This is a genomic window from Nocardia sp. NPDC059228 (assembly GCF_042754245.1).
GTDB lineage: Bacteria > Actinomycetota > Actinomycetes > Mycobacteriales > Mycobacteriaceae > Nocardia.
Genome location: NZ_JBHZAL010000006.1, coordinates 244088 through 260771, shown reverse-complemented (window position 1 = coordinate 260771; position 16684 = coordinate 244088). Strand labels below are relative to the sequence as shown.

Here is a 16684-nt window from a genome sequence, read left to right as displayed (position 1 = left end):
TGGCAGCCCAACCGATTTCGGAGGTACTCGACGAGTTACTCCAACCGGCACGAAATCAGTTGTCACTTACCGGTCGGCGAGGCGGATGACGAACCGCAATCCCGACCAGGTGTCGTCGATGGCGGCGACCTTGTTGTCGACCAGCCCCTGAGCCAAACCGTATTCCCGAGCGGCGTTCTCACCGAGATCGGTGGGCACGCCGCTCGCCTTTTTGGGCCAGGCCAGCCACAGGCCGCCGTCGACCGCCAGCCGCTGCCGCCAGCCGGGGAATCGGCGCGTCAGGGTGGCGCGGTCCGGACAGAACCCGAGGATCACGTCGTAGGGCCCGGTGGCCGCACGGCGATGCACCTCGACCCCGCCGGGCAGCTCACCCAGCTCGAAACCCGCCGGCGCACCGGCCAACAGCACCCGGCTCTCGGCCTTGATGCCGAGCTTGCGCGGCAGGGGCGTGCCCGAATATCCGGCCATGCCCCGGAGCGTAGCAATCAGATGCGCCAGTGGTCGGTGAGTAGTTCGAGGGGGTCGGTGCGGACGTCGAATTCGGTGCGCAGGGCGTGGCGGGCGGCGAAGTAGCCGTTCATGCCGTGCACGCCCGGGCCGGGCGGGGTGGCCGAGGAACACAGGTAGACCCCGGGTAGCGGGGTCGAGTACGGATTCCAGCGGGGCGCGGGGCGGAAGACGGTCTGGCGCAAGGTCATCGCGCCCGCCGAGATGTCGCCGCCGATGTAGTTCGGGTTGTGGGCGGGCATGGTGGCGGCCGTGCGGACATGGGTGGCGAGAACGAGGTCGCGGAAGCCGGGGGCGAAGCGTTCGACCTGGGCGGTGACGGCCTCGGTGAGATCCTCGGCGGAACCGTGGGGGACGTGGGCGTAGGTGTAGAGGGTGTGCTTGCCCTCCGGGGCCCGGGTCGGATCGACGACGCCGGGCTGGATGGCCAGCACGTAGGGGCGATCGGCGTGCCGCCCTGCGGCCACGGCCTTTTCGGCGGCGACGGCCTCGGCGCGGGTGCCGACCAGGTGCAGGGTGCCGGCGCGATCACAGCCGGTGGCCTGCCACGGGACGGGTCCGGCGAGCGCGAAGTCCACCTTGCAGGCCGCGCCGCCGTAGCGGAACCTGTTGAGCGCGAAGTTGTATCGGGCGGGCAGGGTCGCGATGCGCTGGAGTTCGGCGGGCGCGACATCCAGCAACACGGCCCGGACCTCGTCGAATTCGTCGAGGGAATCCACGCGGTGGCCGGTGAAGATGCGGCCGCTATGGGTTTTCAGATCATCGGCGAGCGCGTCCACGATGGCCTGGCTGCCGCCGCGCGGGACCGGCCAGCCACTCACATGGGCGAGGGTGCCGAGCAGCATCGCGACGCCCGCGCCCGGCACACCGCGCGGGGGCCGGATGGCATGCGCGGCCACGCCGGTCAGCAGGGCGGGTGCGATGTCCTCGCGAAAACGCATGTTCCACAACGGCGTCGACTGTTCGAGCAGCCGCCTGACGAAGCGCAGTTCGATGCCCGGATCCAGGTGCAGCAGGCCGGCCGGGTCGATCGGCGGATGCCGCAGGTCCGACATGGCCAGCCCGACCAGGTCCTCCCACTTGCGCACCAGCGGGCCGAACAGCCGCCGCCAGGAACCACCGTCGCGCCCCAGGCCGTCGGCCGTGCGGTCGAGATCGAGCCAGGCCAGACCGGCATGCCCGCCGTCGAGCGGATGCGCGTAGGAAACCTGCGGGGTGAGCAGTTCGACACCGTGCGTCTTCAGATCGAAAGCCCGGAAGACCGGGGACGCCACCGCCATGGGATGCGCGCCCGCGCACAGGTCGTGGTGGAAGCCCGGCAGGGTCACCTCGCCGGTGCGGCAGCCCCCGCCGATGTGGTCGGAGGCCTCGTACACCTCCACCTCGAGCCCGGCCCGGGCCAGGATCACCGCCGCCACCAGCCCGTTGGGCCCGGATCCGACCACCACCGCGTCAGCCATGAATTCAGCGTAGGCCGGGCACGGCCGGTAGTGGCGCAACCATGGGGTCAGTTACCGCGAACCCATTGCGCGACCAGGATTTCCAGCCGCTGGTCCCGGAAGCCGGGCCGCAGGCGGCCACTGCGATCCAGGGTGGCCAGCCCGTGCAGGCTGCTCCAGCCGACCTCGGTGAAGGTCTCGGGGTCGTGGGGCGGGGCGAAGGGGGCGAAGGTCTCCAGCAGCTCGCCGAAGGCGTCCTTCAACTCTTGCGGCGCCTCGGGACCGAATTTCAGGTCGGTGTGCAGCAGGAACATGGCGTCGTAGAGGGCGGCGCTGTCGCGGGCGAAGTCGAGGAAGCCCTGGGCGACCGCGCGCAACGCCTCTTCCGGGGTGGCGGCGGAGGCGCGCAGTTGCTTGACGACCGCCGCGAATTCGGTACAGCCCGCCTCGGCGACGGCCGACACGATGGCGTCCTTCCCCGCGAAATGGCTGTACAGCACAGGCTGGCTGTATTCGATGCGCTCGGCGAGCTTGCGCACGGTGACCGCGTCCCAGCCGTCGGTCTCGGCGATCTCACGTGCGGTGTCGACGATGCGCTGCCGGCGCTCGGCGCGCTCACGTTCCTTACGGGTCTGGATGACGCTCATAGGAAAACTCTAGCATCGCTAGACAAACTACCGATGAATGATTTAGCGTTGCTTCATCAGTTAGCATCGCTAGAACTTGGAGCACCGGACATGATCGCCTCGCGCCTCACCTCCCGCATCGCCACCACCCTCGCCGTCGCCGGAGCAGGGTTCATCGCCTACATCGGGTTCCGCTATCTGACCGATCCGCAGGCCATGGCGCCCACCTTCGGCATGCGGGTCTCCCCCACCGGCGAAGCCGCCGACTTCCTGAACGTGAAGGGCGTCCGCGATGCGGCCTGCGCGCTGCTCATCGTGGCCCTGCTCGCCGCCCGCCAGCGGTACGCACTCGGCATCGTCATGCTGGTCATGGCCACCATCCCCACCGGCGACATGCTCACCATCCTGCGCCACGACGGCTCGACGGCCACGGCCTTCGGCGTCCACGGCGTGACCGCCGCCCTGGTCGCCGCCACCGGCCTGCTCCTGGTCAACGAGCGCACCGCCACCGCAGGCCGCGCCATCACAGCATGACCCGCGTCACACCGCGATGAATTCGCCCGCGCCGCACCGTCGATCCCTTCGACACCACAGCGCAAGGAGATGATCATGGCGACCACCAAACCCCACGGCCCGGCCTCGTACTTCCCCTCCATCGAGGCCAAATACGGCCGCCCCGTGGACGAATGGTTCGCCGCACTGACCACCTCGGGCCGCACCGGCCACAAGGACCTGGTCAGCTGGCTGAAGACCGAACACGAGCTGGGTCACGGCCACGCCACCGCCCTGGTCCAGTTCCACCTCAACCCCGGCAAGTGGGAGCGCTGACCCGCCCTACCCGGGAAGGTCACGCACCTCGGCCACCAGCAGCGGCCCGAGCGACACCGCGGCGAAGGCGAATCCCCCCACCAGCGTCACCGGCGACGCACCGAAACGGGCGGCCAACGGCCCCACCATCAGCTGCCCGGCCGGGATCGCCGCATAGGACAGCAGATCGCCGTAGGCGGTGACCCGCGAGAGCATGTCACGCGGAACATGCTGCTGCAGTGAGACTTCCGAAGCGATATCGAGGGCGGTGAACCCCACCCCCGCCAGGAAGGCACACCCCAGCAGCATCGGCAGACCGGCCCCGAAACCCAGTGCCAGCAGCCCGAATCCGCCGAACACCCCGAGCAACTGCCCGGCGCGCAACAGATATCGGAACGTGAGCCGATACATGAGCGCACTCATGGCGAGCAGTCCGAGCGCCCGTACGCCGAGCACCAGTCCCCAGGCCGCGTCCCCGGCCCGCTGCTGGGTCAGCGCCGGGCCGAGTATCTGCCAGACACCGGCATACAGCAGGTTGATCAGGCAGAACGACACCGTGATCATCCACACCCAGCGGATGCCCCGGAAGGTCCGCCACCCGGCCCGCAGCTCCCGCCACAGCCCGGCACCCGGCGGGGTGGTGGCCGGGGCGAGCCGCAGCCGGGTCAGCAGCGTGGCGGCGACGAGGAAGCTCGCCGCGTCGACCGCGATCGCCCAGCCCCCGCCGACCGTGGCCACCAGCACCCCCGCCACCGTCGGCCCGAGGATCTTGGCGGCATTGCGGGTCCCCGCCAACAGCGAATTCGCCCGTTGCAGAGCATCATCCGCCACCAGTTCCGGCACGATCCCGCGCAACGCGGGCGCGGCGAACGCATTGGCGGCCCCATTGAGCAACTCCAACCCCGCGATCACCGGCAGGCTGTAGTGCCCGCCGATCAGCACCGCCGCCACCCCGGCCTGTGTCACTCCCGCACACAGATTGGCCCCCACCAACACCGCCCGCCTGGACCACCGATCGGCGGCCACCCCGCCGACCAACAGCAAGCCGATCTGCGGAATCACCTGCGCCGCAAGCACAATCCCCAGATCCCCTGGCCGCCCCGACACCCCCAGCACCGCGAGCGCCAACGCCACCGGCGTCATCGCACTCCCCGCCAGCGAGATCGCACGGATCAGCAGGAACCGCCGGAACGGCGGCGACAGACGGGGCTGAACGGAAAGCGAGACCACGCTCCGATATTCATCAGGCGGGGGCTCGCTAGGCTAACGCTTCGGAGAAAGGCGAAACATGACCTTGCTCAGATTGAATGCGGTCGCGCTGACGCGGTGCCGCTTCGCCCTGTCACCCCTGGCCGAAACGCTCGGCACGCTCATCGCCCTGCACCGGCCGAACACCGATCCGGCCTACTCGGACCGGCATGCCCGCCTCCGGCCCGCTCTTTCGGAATGGCTGGATCGCGATCCGGTGGCCGCCGGGCTGGTGCCGCTGGTCGCCGCCACCAAATGGTTCCCGTCCTTCGTCGCCATCCCGCCCACCGGTGGGATGAACACCCGCCTGGCCGACGAATTGGCCTCGGTCGCAGCCTATTCCGATGATCTGGTGCGGGCCGAGATCCGCGATTCACTGACGGCGTGCTGGGCAGAACCGGACACCGGCTGGCTGACGCTGGACAATCTGGGACCGCGCGTCGCCGCCGTTTTCGAGCACGCGTGGACCGCGCTGGTCGCCCCGGACTGGGCGCGCCGGCGCGCGATCCTGGACCGCGACATCACCTTTCGCGCCGGACTGGTCGCCGACCACGGCTGGCACGAGGCCATCGCCTCACTGCGCGCCAAACCCATCTGGTCCGCCGCCGAAACCGCCATCCGCTTCAGCAACCAGGACTATCCTGACCTCGACATCACCGGGGAAGGCCTGATCTTCGTCCCCCGCACTACCCCGGGCGGCTGGTGGACCTGCGACAATCCGCCCGCCTACGCCCTGGTCTACCAGGCCCGCGGCACCGCCGCCCCCATGCCTGCCCCCGATTCCGACCCGCTCGCCACCCTGCTCGGCCCCGGTCGCGCCCGCGTCACCCGCGAACTGACGGCCCCCGCCACCAGCACCCAGCTGGCCGCCCTGCTCGACATCTCCCTCGGCACTGTCGGCGCCCACCTCGCCGTACTGCGCGACGCGGGCATCATCGCCGGCGCCCGCACGGGCCGAAACGTCGTCTACCACCTCACGCCGCGCGGCGAATCCCTGCTGGCCGCACTCGCTTCGGAGTGATCGCGGTCCGCGATCGGACGTTATCGTCGCCCGCGATGGACAGTGTATGGCGACCGCTACGTGGCGAATGTCGAACTGCCGGAACGTGATCGGCCGTCCGCCTCGGGAGGTGGACGGCCGGTAGGGTTGGCGGGGTCAGACGTCGGTGGAGAAGCGGATGCCGCCGTCGGGGATGTCGACGCCGGGCCAGATGCGGGCGCCGCGGAGGAGTTCGCAGCGGGCGCCGACGTTGGCGCCGTCGCCGATGACGGCGTCGCGGACCAGGGCGCGCGGGCCGATGCGGGCGCCGAAGCCGATGATCGAACGCTCCACGGTGGCACCGGCTTCCACGCGCGCGCCGTCGAAGAGGATCGCGCCGTCGAGGCGGGCGCCCGCGCCGACCTCGGCGCCGCGGCCGACGACGGTGCCGCCGATGAGGAGGGCGCCGGGGGCGATACCCGCGCCGGGGTGGACCAGGGATTCGCCGCGCTGGCCCGGCAGGGCCGGGGACGGGGCGATGCCGCGGACCAGGTCGGCCGAGCCGCGGACGAAGTCCTCGGGGGTGCCCATGTCACGCCAGTAGGAGATGTCCACGTGACCCTGGATGTGCGCGCCCTCGGCGAGCAGGGACGGGAAGGTCTCCCGCTCGACCGAGACCGGACGGCCGGCGGGGATCTTCTCGATGTACTCGCGGCGGAAGACGTAGCAGCCCGCGTTGATCTGATCGGTCGGCGGATCCTGGGTCTTCTCCAGGAACGCGGTGACCCGGCCGTTCTCGTCGGTGGGGACGCAGCCGAAGGCGCGGGGGTCGCTCACACGCACCAGGTGCAGGGTGACATCCGCGCCGGAGGTGTGGTGGGTCTCGAGGACGCTGCCGAGGTCGGTGCCGCCGAGCACGTCGCCGTTGAACACCAGGACGGTGTCGGCGCGCAGCTTGGGCAGCACATTGCGGATGCCGCCGCCGGTGCCCAGCGGTTCGGTCTCGGTGACGTATTCGAGCTCGAGGCCGAGGTCGGAGCCGTCACCGAAGTGCTCCTCGAACACCTCCGCCTTGTAGGAGGTGCCGAGCACCACGTGGGTGATGCCGGCATCGGCGATGCGGGCCAGCAGATGCTGCAGGAACGGCAGTCCGGCCGTGGGCAGCATCGGCTTGGGGGCGGACAAGGTCAGCGGACGCAGGCGGGTGCCCTGGCCTCCGACCAGGATCACCGCGTCCGTCGACCCGGCGGTACTACCGCTGTTCGCCATCTTCTCCCCTGTTGTCAGGTTGTCAGGAATGCGCGCCCGCGATGTTAAACACTCTCGTTTCGATCACGTTCGCGCAGTGCGGATCGAACCGCAAGCCGGCATCGGATCGCAAGTCCAGCCTTCAGCGCGATGCGCAGCGGAGCCTGCCACCAGTGCGGATGCCGGTCGGCCTGGAAACGATAGGCGCTGGCGTGGTGCGCGGGCAGCATGGTCTCCGGGTGACGACCCGCGGCATGCCCCTTGGCGTGCGTGACCTCCGCGGACGGCACGAAGACATTGTGCCAGCCGGCCTTGCCCATCCGATCACCGAAGTCGACGTCCTCCATGTACATGAAGTAGCGGGAGTCGAAACCGTCGATGGAGTCGAAGGCGGCCCGGCGCACCAGCAGGCACGAGCCCGACAGCCAGCCGACCGAACGCTCGGAGATCTCCTCGTTGTCCTGGCGGTAGCGCAGGGTCCACGGGTTCTTGGGCCAGATGCTGCCCAGGATGGCGTGGCCGGCGCCGTCGGCGATGCCGGGCACCGAGCGCGCGGACGGGTAGGTGCTGCCGTCCGGCTCGAGCACCATCGGGCCCAGGGCCCCGGCGCGCGGCCAGCGGCGGGCCGCGGCCAGCAGCTCGTCGATGGAGTCGGTGCCCCAGCGTACGTCCGGGTTGGCGATGACGATGAATTCGATGTCCGGGTCGATCTCGGCGACCGCGCGGTTGATGGCGCCGCCGTAGCCGATATTGCCGCCGGTGCGCAGCAGGCGCACGTGGGCGTTGGCCTCGGCGGCCATTTCCGGGGTGCCGTCCACCGAGCCGTTGTCGGCCAGGATGACCTGCGGCTTCTCACCGGTGGCGGTGGCCAGCGTGCTGATGAAGTGTTCCAGGTGCTCGCCGGGCGAGTAGGTCACCGTGACAACGGCCAGCTGCGGTTTTTTCTCCGCGGCGGGGGGTTGTCCGACAGAATCCGAGGGGCTCACGGGGGCCCAGGATAGTCGGAGATGGCGGTCAGTGCGTCGTTCAGTGCCTGCTTCCAGTGACGCAGCGGCGCCAGGCCCGCGGCGGACCACGAATTGCCCGAAAGGACCGAATATGCCGGGCGCGGAGCGGGTCTCGGGAAATCCTCGGTGCCGCAGGGCAGTACACGTTCCGGGTCCGCGCCGAGACCGGCGAAGACGGCCCGGGCGAGCTCGAACCAACTGGCCTGTCCGGCATTGGTGGCGTGCAGGATTCGGGGTGTCGTGGGATTGCCGGGCCGGCTCGCCAGTTCCAGCAGGCCGGCCGCGAGATCGCGCGCGTAGGTGGGCGACCCGATCTGGTCGCGCACCACGGTGATGGTGTCGCGCTCGCTTTCCAGCCGTCGCATGGTGGCCACGAAGTCGGCGCCCGCGCCGGTGTAGACCCACGCGGTGCGCACGATGTCCGCCTCGGGCGCGAACTCCAGAACCGCTTGCTCCCCAGCCAGTTTCGACCGTCCGTAGACGGTGGCCGGGCCGGTCGGATCGTCCGGTTCGTACGGGTGCGTGCCGGTGCCGGGGAAGACGTAGTCGGTGGAGACGTGGATCAGCCGCGCGCCGTTCTCGGCGCACACCCGGGCCAGCACGCCCGGCCCGGTGGCATTCACCGCGAAGGCGGCGTCCACGTCGGTCTCGGCCCGGTCGACGGCGGTGTAGGCGGCGCAGTTGATCAGCACGTCACCGGGATTCACCAGCTTGCGCGCGGCATCGGCGTCGGTGATGTCGAGATCGGTGTGAGCCACGCCACGCGCGCCGGGTGCGAGCCTCATCACTGCGCGCCCGAGCTGACCGCGCGCCCCCGTCACCAGCAGTCGCGCGAAATCCGGGCGCGGTCGGCCGGTGGTCGGGCTCACGTCATGGGCGGTCACGGCTGCCAGTCTGGCACGGACCCCGCACGACTCACGGAGCCGGCGATACGGCAACATCGCCGCTACCGCCACTAGCCTGACTGACGGGGGCTTCCCATCGACGCGACCTCGCTCATCGGGGTCCGCTCGGCCGAAGACGCGAAAGGGAGATCGGGTTGCCGGACCGCACCTGGGCATCCGCGCCGTTATCGCCGCGCTCCGGTACGGGATCGCGCGAGCTATGGGGCGGCGGTCCGGGCCGCGTGCTGGCCGCCGTGCTCTCGGCGCTGGTGCTGACGGTGACCGGATTGGGCTGGCACAGCGTGGATCAGCTGGTGGCGGGCATCGAGCGGATCGGCAATCTGGGGCTCGGCGGCGACAAGGCCGACGGCGCGACCGACATCCTGATGGTCGGCATCGACTCCCGCACCGACGCCCACGGAAACTCGCTCACCGCCGCTGAATTGGCCATGCTGCACGCCGGCGACGACGGCGAGGGCGGGCTCAACACCGACACCATCGTGCTCATCCGGGTGCCCAACGACGGCAGCTCCGCGACCGCCATCTCCATCCCCCGCGACTCCTACGTCGACATCCCCGGGGTGGGCATGGGAAAGATCAACTCCGCCTACGGCATCACCAAGGCGACCACGGAGCAGAAGCTGATCGACAAGGGCACCGATCCGGCCGAGGCCGATCGGCAGTCGACGGAGGCCGGGCGGCAGGCGCTGGTCAAGACGGTGGCCAACCTCACCGGCATCAACGTCGACCACTACGCCGAGGTCGGGCTGCTGGGGTTCGTGCTGCTCACCGATGCCGTCGGCGGCGTCGAGGTGTGCCTGAACAATCCGGTGGACGAACCGCTTTCGGGCGCGGACTTCCCCGCCGGGGAGCAGAAGCTCGATGGCGCACACGCTTTGAGCTTCGTGCGCCAGCGCCACCAGCTGCCACGTGGCGACGTGGACCGGATCGTGCGCCAGCAGGTGTACATGGCGCAGCTCGTGCACCAGGTGCTCAGCGCCAAGACGCTCACCAGTCCCAGCCGGCTCGAGGATCTCAGCGACGCCGTCGGCCGCACCGTCGTGCTCGACGACGGCTGGGATGTGCTCGGCTTCCTGCACGAGCTGCAGGACCTGTCCGGCGGCCAGGTGAAGTTCGAGACCATCCCGGTCAAGGACCTCAACGGCTGGACCGAGAACGGCGAATCCGTGGTCCGGGTGGATCCGGCGGCGGTGCGCAAGTACGTGGCCAGGGCTGTCGGCGACGACGCCCCGAACGAGGGCGGGGTGGACCCGTTCACGGTGACCGTCGACGTCTACAACGCCTCGGGCACCGCCGGCCTGGCCGCGCAGGCGGCGCAGGCATTGGCGGCCAAGGGTTTCCGCACCGGGACGGTGGACAACTGGATCGGCGGCCCGATCCAGAGCAGCCGGGTGCTGGCGGCCTCGGGCGGCGACGCCAAGGCGCGGGCGGTGGCGCAGGCGCTGGGCGGGCTGCCGGTGATGGCGGAGTCGGGATTGCCCGAGGGGGCGGTTCGCGTGGTGCTGGCGACTGACTACGCTGGTCCGGGTTCGGCGACCGGCAGCGCCTCCTTCGACTTCTCCGGAAGCAGTACGACCGCGACGCCGGTGCCGCCCGCCCCACCCATCGACGCCGGTACGAACGGACCGAAATGCGTGAATTGAACGAGACCCTCACCGAAGCGGTACTCGACCCCATCCTCGCCCGCGACCCCGCGGGCCCGCGCATCACCTACTACGACGACGCCACCGGCGCGCGGATCGAGCTGTCCGCGCTGACGCTGGCCAACTGGGCGGCCAAGACCGCCAATATGATTCGCGACGAATTCGGGCTGTCCTCCGGCGCCCGGGTCGCGGTGCTGCTCCCGGCGCACTGGCAGACCGCGGCCGTGCTGCTGGGCTGCTGGTGGGCGGGTGTGGAGGTGGTGCTGCACGCCGATCCCGACGCCGAGCTGGCGCTGGTCACCGCCGACCGCATCGACGAGGCCGACGGGATCGCGGAGGTCGCCGCCCTCTCCCTGGATCCGATGGGCATGCCGGTGCGCGATCTGCCGATCGGCGTCACCGACTACGCCACCGCGGTGCGCGTGCACGGCGACCAGTTCCATCCGCGCGGCATCGGCTGCGCGCTCGACGGCACCTCGGTCTCCGCCGTCCTCGACGAGGCCCGCAAATCCGCTGCCCGCCAGGGCTTCACCGCCGAGGACCGGGTGCTGTCGACCGCGTCCTGGGACACCCCGGCCGAACTCGTCGACGGGTTCGTGGCGGTACTGGCCGCGGGCGCCTCGCTGGTCCAGGTCGCCAATCCCGACCCGGCCGCGCAGGAACGCCGCCTGACATCGGAGCGGGTGACCGCCCAGCGCCGCTGAGCACGCCTTTCCGAGTAAGGCCCTCCTACCGCGGTAGGAGGGCCTTTTCCCTCCTCGGGATGTTTCTCGTCCGCGGCGGTTTCCGTACGGTGGAATCATCCGACGACGAGGGAGTCCCGCGATGATGAGTCCGCGATATTGGACCCGGTGGCTGGTCGAGCACGGCGCCCCGCGGTGGGCGCTGCGACTGCAGGCGCGGCAGGACAACCCGTTCGCGAAACTGATCACCACCTCGGACGCGCTGCACGACCCGTATCCGCATATCGAGGAGATTCGCCGCCGCGGCCGCCTGGTGCACAACCCGTACACCTGGGCCAGCGCCGACTACGAGCTGACCCGGGCCATCCTGCGTGACAATCGCTTCGGCGCATTCGGGCCCGATGGCGTGGATATGCCGGCGTGGCTGCGCGATCGGCTGAAGCGGGCGCAGACCCCGCCCAATCCGGTCGAACCGCCGTCGATGCTGATGATCGATCCGCCGGATCACACCCGCATCCGCAAGTCGGTGTCGGCGGCCTTCACCCCGCGCGCCGTCGGCCGGCTGCGCGACCGGGTGGAGTCGGTGACCGCCGAGCTGCTGGACGCGCTGCCGCCGAACGGCTCCGCCGACCTCATCGCGGATTTCGCCCAGCAGGTACCGATCGCCATCATCACCGAGATGCTGGGTTTCCCGCAGGCCTCCCGCGACGAGTTCCTCAGCTGGGGTGACGCGGCCAGCCCGCTACTGGACATCGGCATCTCCTGGCGGTCGTGGCGCGATGCCTACACGGCCATGGGTGTCATGGACAGCTATCTGAACGAACACCTGGCCGAACTGCGGCGCGCGCCCGGCGAGGACATCCTCTCCAGCCTGGTGACGGCCGGGGAACTGAACGAGCGCGAGCTCAAGGCGACGGCGAGCCTACTGATGGGCGCGGGGTTCGAGACCACCGTCAACCTGATCGGCAACGGCATCGTCCAATTGCTCTCGCATCCCGAGCAATTGGCCATGCTGCGCGCGGACCCGGACCTGTGGCCGCAGGCCGTGGACGAGATCCTGCGCTTCGACCCACCGGTCACCATGACCGCGCGAATCGCCCTGTGCGACGCCGAGGTCGGTGATTTCCGGCTCGCGGCGGGCACGGTGCTCGTGATGTCGCTGGCGGGCGCGAACCGGGATCCGAAGAAGTTCGAGGACCCCAACCGCTTCGACATCACCCGCGCCGATGCCCGCGAACACCTGACGTTCTCCAGCGGCATCCACACCTGTCTGGGTGCGAGCCTGGCCCGGATGGAGGGCGCGTACGCGCTACGCGCGCTGTTCGACAACTTCCCCGATCTCACCCTGGCGAGCACGCCCGAACGCCGCCGGCTCTACACCCTGCACGGCTACGCGCACATGCCCGCCCGGCTGGGCCGGCGCGCCACCGCCACTGTGTGATCGATTGTGCCCACCGTGTGATCCGTTGTGGCTCAGTAGAACCCGACCACGTCGTCGCCCCACACGGTATTGCGATCGCGGTCGGGGTCGTCGATGACCCGGTCCATATTGTCGATGACCAGGGTGGTGCGGGTCGCGGCGCTGTAGGGCGGCCAGTGCTTGGAGCCGTCGATGGCGGCGGGCACGCCGTATTCCGCGAAGGCCAGCCAGCGGCGCATCATGCGGCCCGAAACCTCCTGTGCCGCTTTGCGTCCGCCCAGCCAGAAGGTGGGGTCGTAGTCGAAGGAGCCGAAATTGCCGAAGACATAGGGCAATTCGGTGGCATGGCCGGCGCCGACCCGGGCGGCCTTGAGCATCGGGGTGGCGTGGTCGAAGCGGTACATCCAGGTCGGCGAGTGCGCCGAATGCGCGTCGGCCACCCAGTGCGAGGGCATGCGGAAGGCGGCGTCGGTGGACATGGTGAGCGCGCCGCGCGGGGTGCTGGATTCATAGGCGGAGGCGATCTCGGCCAGCCGCTCCGGTGACAGGCCGGGGTGTTCGGCGGCCACCCCGCGCAGCATGGCGTTCACCGCGTCCGGGGTGACCGGCATGATGGGCGAGCGGAACAGCCGGAACAGCGAGGCCTCGTCCTTGTTGGTGCCGATGATCAGCGGCACCCGGTGCGAACGGCCCTGCTGGAAGCGCTCGCTCGGGTACGCGGGCAGCAGGTTGCCGTCCACCACGGGCGCGGCGGCCAGCCGGCCGGGTTCGCGCAGCGGCACCTCGTCGAGCAGGGCGCCGGCGGCGGTCACGATGCGTTCGATGGGCATGGTGAGCAGCTCGGCCGAATGGTCGGGGGTCAGCTCCAGCAGTTCCAGATAGCGCTTGGCCACCACGGCGGCGCGTTCGGGCCCGAAAACCGTGGTGGCGGGCGGGGATTGGGCGATGGCGCGATGGAACAGGCCCGCCGACAGCGGTGAGGTGAGCAGCGCGGTGACACAGCCCGCGCCGGAGGATTCGCCGAAGATGGTGACATTGCCCGGATCGCCGCCGAAGGCCGCGGCATTGTCGCGCACCCACTGCAGGGCGGCGATCTGGTCGTGCAGGCCCAGATTCGGGACGAATTCCTCGCCGAGCGAGGACAGGTCGAGGAAACCCAGTGCGCCGAGCCGATAGTTGACCGCGACCACGATCACGTCACCGGTCTCGGCCAGCCGCCGCCCGTCGTAGATGGCCTGGGCGGCGGTGCCCAAGCAGAAGGCCCCGCCGTGCAGCCACACCAGGACCGGGCGGAGTTCGTCCGCGTCGGCGACCGGGGCCCAGAGATTGAGCCAGAGACAGTTCTCGCCCATGCGCAGGTTGGCGTCGACGGGCACGAAGCCCGGGGTCTGCGGTGCGACGTCACCGACACGCACGCATTCGCGGACGCCGGTCCAGGATTGCGGGGGCTGGGGCAATCGGAAGCGATTGGGCCCGGCCGTGCTGGCGCCGTAGGGAATGCCGCGCCACAGCGCCACCGCACCGTCCAGCACACCGGACACCTCGCCGTTCGCGGTCCGCGCAACCGGCGCGCCATTACGTTCCGACAGCCTGTCGAAGAATCGAGTGCTCACACCACACCTCCTCGTACTCCGTAAATCGAGGGTACTGGGTGGTCCCGGGTGCACCGCGGGATCGACGTCAGCGCGCCGCCGGTACGCCCGGGCGTCGTTTACGCTGGGCGGGTGCCGAGCTATGCGTATCGATGCCGCAGCTGCGGCGACACCTTCGACCTGACCCGTCCCATGGCCGAGGCGTCCGCCCCTGCGAGCTGCCCGGAGGGCCATGACGACACCGTCAAACTCCTGACCACCTTCGGGACCGTGACTCGCGGCGGCACCGCCCCCGCACCCACGCCGGCCCCGTCGAGCGGTGGCGGCTGCTGTGGGGGCGGCTGCTGTAGCTGAGCCGGCGGCCGGCGGGACGCGGCGGGCATTATATATGGGCCAATGCTATGTCTTCTGGAGTTCAGCGAAACCGCGTAGACTTCCAGCAGGTCGGGACAGCATTTCTGGAGCCCTATCATGACCGAGAGAAAGAGTTCACGCACAAGGTTCACCCGGCTGGCGGCTGCCGCCGGTATAGCCGCACTCGCCGCGATTCCGGTCGCCGCAGCCGCGGCAAAAGCGCCTACCGCGCAAGCAACCACGCCAACGTCTGTAACCCAGCAAGTCGACAGCCCTGGTTGGGGCGGCGGCCATGGCTGGGGCGGCGGCCACGGCTGGGGAAACGGCCCCGGCTGGGGCGGCGGCCACGGCTGGGGCGGTGGCGGCTGGGGTTGGGGTGGCGGCGGCTGGGGTTGGGGTGGCGGTGGCTGGGGTTGGGGTGGCGGCAACGGCTGGGGATGGAATCCCGGCTGGTGGCTACCCGGTGGCTGGGGCAGCTTCTAGCGCTGGTGATCGAGCCCGGACACGCACAGCGTGCCGGGCTCGGTCGCATCGAGTACCACCCATGTGAAGCCAGGTTCGACCAACTCGGCTGGAGCCGGTGACGAGATGAAGATCGTGTGTGTCGGTGGCGGGCCGGCCGGGTTGTACTTCGCTATTTCGATGAAGCGCCGCGACCCGGCCCATGACATCACGGTGATCGACCGCGATCCTCCCGGGTCCACCTATGGCTGGGGCGTCGTGTATTGGGACGACCTGCTCGACATTCTGTATCGGAATGACCCCGACAGCGCCCAGGCGGTGCGTGCCGGGTCGGTCGTATGGCGTGAACAGGCAATCCATGTGGGCGACAACGAGACCGCGCATTTCGGGGGCTACGGGTTCAGCATGGGACGCGCGGCCTTGCTCGACGTACTTTCGCGACGGGCGAGGGACCTGGGCGTCGATGTCCAGCACGGGCGAAACGTGGATGATCTGTCCGGCTTCGACGATTTCGATCTCATCGTCGCCTCCGACGGCGCGAACAGCCGGATACGACAGCTGGGTGATCATCGTTTCGGCACGTCGGTCACACTCGGCGAGAATCGATATATCTGGCTCGGCACGGACAAGGTCTTCACCCGATTCACCTTCGCCTTCGAACACACCTCGGCCGGTTGGATCTGGTTTCACGCCTACCCGTCGATTGCCGGGAGAATCAGCACCTGCATCGTCGAATGCCAACCGCGGACTTGGCATGGACTGGGATTCGATTCCCTGGACAATCTGGAGAACGTGCGGGTTCTGGAGAACATATTCGGCCGCCCTCTCGACGGTCACTCGTTGATCAGCAAGACACGAGGCGAATTCGCAAGGTGGAGCCGCTTTCCCGAGGTGACCAACAAGACCTGGTATCACGACAACGTGGTGCTGCTCGGCGATGCGGCGCACACGACGCACTTCACCATCGGCTCGGGCACCCGGTTGGCAATCGTCGACGCTGTCGTGCTCGCACAGAACCTGTACGAGCATGCCGAGGTCGCCGACGCACTGAAGAATTACGATGCGCAGCGGCGCGCTGCACTGCGCCCGATACAGGCCGCCGCCCGTACCAGCATGGTCTGGTTCGAACACGCCGACCGGTATCTCGATCGCGGCGCCGTGCAGTTCGCCTATGCGATGTCGGTCCGGCACGGGCGGCAAATGCCGTGGCGGTATCAGCTGCACCTGCTCACACAGGTACCCAGTGTGCGCAAGATCAGGCGTGCCATCGACTCCGGACAGCGGTGGCGGCGGGCTGCCCGCCGTGGGGAGCTCGCGATGGCGCCCCGCTCGAGCCGCTAGCTCGCCGGTTCGGTGTCCTTCTTGTCCGCGTGGCCGAGCGAGCGGCCGGGCGCCACCCGGTCGCGGACGCGCTGCTTGAGGATGGCGATATCGGGAAAACCGCCGTCGGCCTTGCGTTCCCAGATCTGGTCACCGTCGACGGTGATGCGGAAGACGCCGCCCTCGCCGGGGATGAGGGCGACCTCGGACAGGTCGGTGGCGAAGGTGGTGAGCAACTCCTGAGCCATCCAGCTCGCGCGGAGCAGCCAGCGGCACTGCGTGCAGTATTCGATCGCGACGCGGGGCATGTCCGCGACCTTACCGGGCCGGCCCCGCGCGGCCGTTGGAGCGGGCCCGCTCGTGGTTGTTGGAGCGGGCCCGATCATGGCCCGGATCTGTCGGTGCCCTCGGATACAACTTTGCTCAACCGAGGAAGGGGGGATG

At 69.5% G+C, this 16684-nt stretch carries 18 protein-coding genes; 9 read left to right on the top strand and 9 right to left on the bottom strand.

The features are described from left to right. Positions 1–66 precede the first annotated feature (66 nt). The 3 genes from ACFXKA_RS13375 to ACFXKA_RS13365 are packed head-to-tail and all read right to left on the bottom strand — an operon-like array spanning position 67 to position 2593. On the bottom strand, positions 67–468 hold the full coding sequence (locus ACFXKA_RS13375) for a hypothetical protein (protein WP_379427398.1): 402 nt from the start codon (positions 466–468) through the stop codon (positions 67–69). A gap of 17 nt (positions 469–485) precedes the next feature. After that, complete coding sequence (locus ACFXKA_RS13370) at positions 486–1967, bottom strand: phytoene desaturase family protein (protein WP_379427397.1); 1482 nt, start codon at positions 1965–1967, stop codon at positions 486–488. Positions 1968–2014: 47 nt separating this feature from the next. Continuing rightward, entirely contained in the window at positions 2015–2593 is a 579-nt protein-coding gene (locus ACFXKA_RS13365) for a TetR/AcrR family transcriptional regulator (RefSeq protein WP_379427396.1), read from the bottom strand. Positions 2594–2683: 90 nt separating this feature from the next. On the opposite strand from ACFXKA_RS13365, the gene ACFXKA_RS13360 reads away from it, so the two are divergent. Then, the gene (locus ACFXKA_RS13360; protein WP_379427395.1) at positions 2684–3106 is read left to right on the top strand and encodes a DUF4267 domain-containing protein; all 423 of its coding nucleotides are present in this window, start codon (positions 2684–2686) and stop codon (positions 3104–3106) included. Between the two features lie 75 nt (positions 3107–3181). After that, entirely contained in the window at positions 3182–3400 is a 219-nt protein-coding gene (locus tag ACFXKA_RS13355; RefSeq protein ID WP_354833907.1) for a DUF4287 domain-containing protein, read from the top strand. A gap of 6 nt (positions 3401–3406) precedes the next feature. Here ACFXKA_RS13355 and ACFXKA_RS13350 read toward each other — a convergent pair whose 3' ends face one another. Further along, positions 3407–4609: an MFS transporter gene (locus ACFXKA_RS13350; RefSeq protein ID WP_379427394.1), complete on the bottom strand. Its 1203-nt coding sequence runs from the start codon at positions 4607–4609 to the stop codon at positions 3407–3409. 58 nt (positions 4610–4667) lie between these two features. Here ACFXKA_RS13350 and ACFXKA_RS13345 point away from each other — a divergent pair, with 58 nt between their 5' ends. Then, positions 4668–5648: an ArsR/SmtB family transcription factor gene (locus tag ACFXKA_RS13345; RefSeq protein ID WP_379427393.1), complete on the top strand. Its 981-nt coding sequence runs from the start codon at positions 4668–4670 to the stop codon at positions 5646–5648. A gap of 135 nt (positions 5649–5783) precedes the next feature. On the opposite strand, the gene ACFXKA_RS13340 is transcribed toward ACFXKA_RS13345, so the two are convergent. From ACFXKA_RS13340 to rfbD, 3 genes are read right to left on the bottom strand one after another with little or no spacing between them, the layout of a single operon-like run. Beyond that, complete coding sequence (locus ACFXKA_RS13340) at positions 5784–6875, bottom strand: NDP-sugar synthase (RefSeq protein ID WP_354833902.1); 1092 nt, start codon at positions 6873–6875, stop codon at positions 5784–5786. A gap of 44 nt (positions 6876–6919) precedes the next feature. Beyond that, positions 6920–7840: a glycosyltransferase family 2 protein gene (locus ACFXKA_RS13335; protein ID WP_379394200.1), complete on the bottom strand. Its 921-nt coding sequence runs from the start codon at positions 7838–7840 to the stop codon at positions 6920–6922. Further along, positions 7837–8646 (bottom strand): dTDP-4-dehydrorhamnose reductase, encoded by an 810-nt coding sequence (gene rfbD / locus ACFXKA_RS13330; protein ID WP_379427460.1) that lies wholly within the window; start codon positions 8644–8646, stop codon positions 7837–7839. Before rfbD ends, ACFXKA_RS13335 begins: the two co-directional genes overlap by 4 nt. A 341-nt stretch (positions 8647–8987) precedes the next feature. Here rfbD and ACFXKA_RS13325 point away from each other — a divergent pair, with 341 nt between their 5' ends. The 3 genes from ACFXKA_RS13325 to ACFXKA_RS13315 all read left to right on the top strand — a co-directional run bounded on the left by ACFXKA_RS13325 (position 8988) and on the right by ACFXKA_RS13315 (position 12533). Then, complete coding sequence (locus tag ACFXKA_RS13325; RefSeq protein WP_379427459.1) at positions 8988–10409, top strand: LCP family protein; 1422 nt, start codon at positions 8988–8990, stop codon at positions 10407–10409. Further along, complete coding sequence (locus ACFXKA_RS13320) at positions 10397–11113, top strand: TIGR03089 family protein (RefSeq protein WP_354833896.1); 717 nt, start codon at positions 10397–10399, stop codon at positions 11111–11113. The genes ACFXKA_RS13325 and ACFXKA_RS13320 overlap by 13 nt, the downstream gene beginning before the upstream one ends. Positions 11114–11237: 124 nt before the next feature. Further along, positions 11238–12533 carry a cytochrome P450 gene (locus ACFXKA_RS13315; protein ID WP_379427458.1) on the top strand — a complete coding sequence of 432 codons (1296 nt, stop codon included), beginning with the start codon at positions 11238–11240 and terminating at the stop codon, positions 12531–12533. A 32-nt stretch (positions 12534–12565) separates the two neighbouring features. Here ACFXKA_RS13315 and ACFXKA_RS13310 read toward each other — a convergent pair whose 3' ends face one another. Beyond that, complete coding sequence (locus tag ACFXKA_RS13310; RefSeq protein ID WP_379427392.1) at positions 12566–14125, bottom strand: carboxylesterase/lipase family protein; 1560 nt, start codon at positions 14123–14125, stop codon at positions 12566–12568. 111 nt (positions 14126–14236) lie between these two features. Here ACFXKA_RS13310 and ACFXKA_RS13305 point away from each other — a divergent pair, with 111 nt between their 5' ends. The 3 genes from ACFXKA_RS13305 (at position 14237) to ACFXKA_RS13295 (ending at position 16261) form a co-directional block, all read left to right on the top strand. Further along, positions 14237–14458 (top strand): zinc ribbon domain-containing protein, encoded by a 222-nt coding sequence (locus ACFXKA_RS13305; protein ID WP_379427391.1) that lies wholly within the window; start codon positions 14237–14239, stop codon positions 14456–14458. Positions 14459–14575: 117 nt separating this feature from the next. Continuing rightward, positions 14576–14941: a hypothetical protein gene (locus ACFXKA_RS13300; protein ID WP_379427390.1), complete on the top strand. Its 366-nt coding sequence runs from the start codon at positions 14576–14578 to the stop codon at positions 14939–14941. Between the two features lie 105 nt (positions 14942–15046). After that, positions 15047–16261, top strand: a complete 1215-nt coding sequence (locus ACFXKA_RS13295) for an FAD-dependent monooxygenase (protein WP_379427389.1) — start codon at positions 15047–15049, stop codon at positions 16259–16261. Here the strand turns inward: ACFXKA_RS13295 and ACFXKA_RS13290 are convergent. Continuing rightward, positions 16258–16548 (bottom strand): SelT/SelW/SelH family protein, encoded by a 291-nt coding sequence (locus ACFXKA_RS13290; protein WP_354833890.1) that lies wholly within the window; start codon positions 16546–16548, stop codon positions 16258–16260. The two genes, ACFXKA_RS13295 and ACFXKA_RS13290, sit on opposite strands and share 4 nt — an antisense overlap. Positions 16549–16684 lie beyond the last annotated feature (136 nt).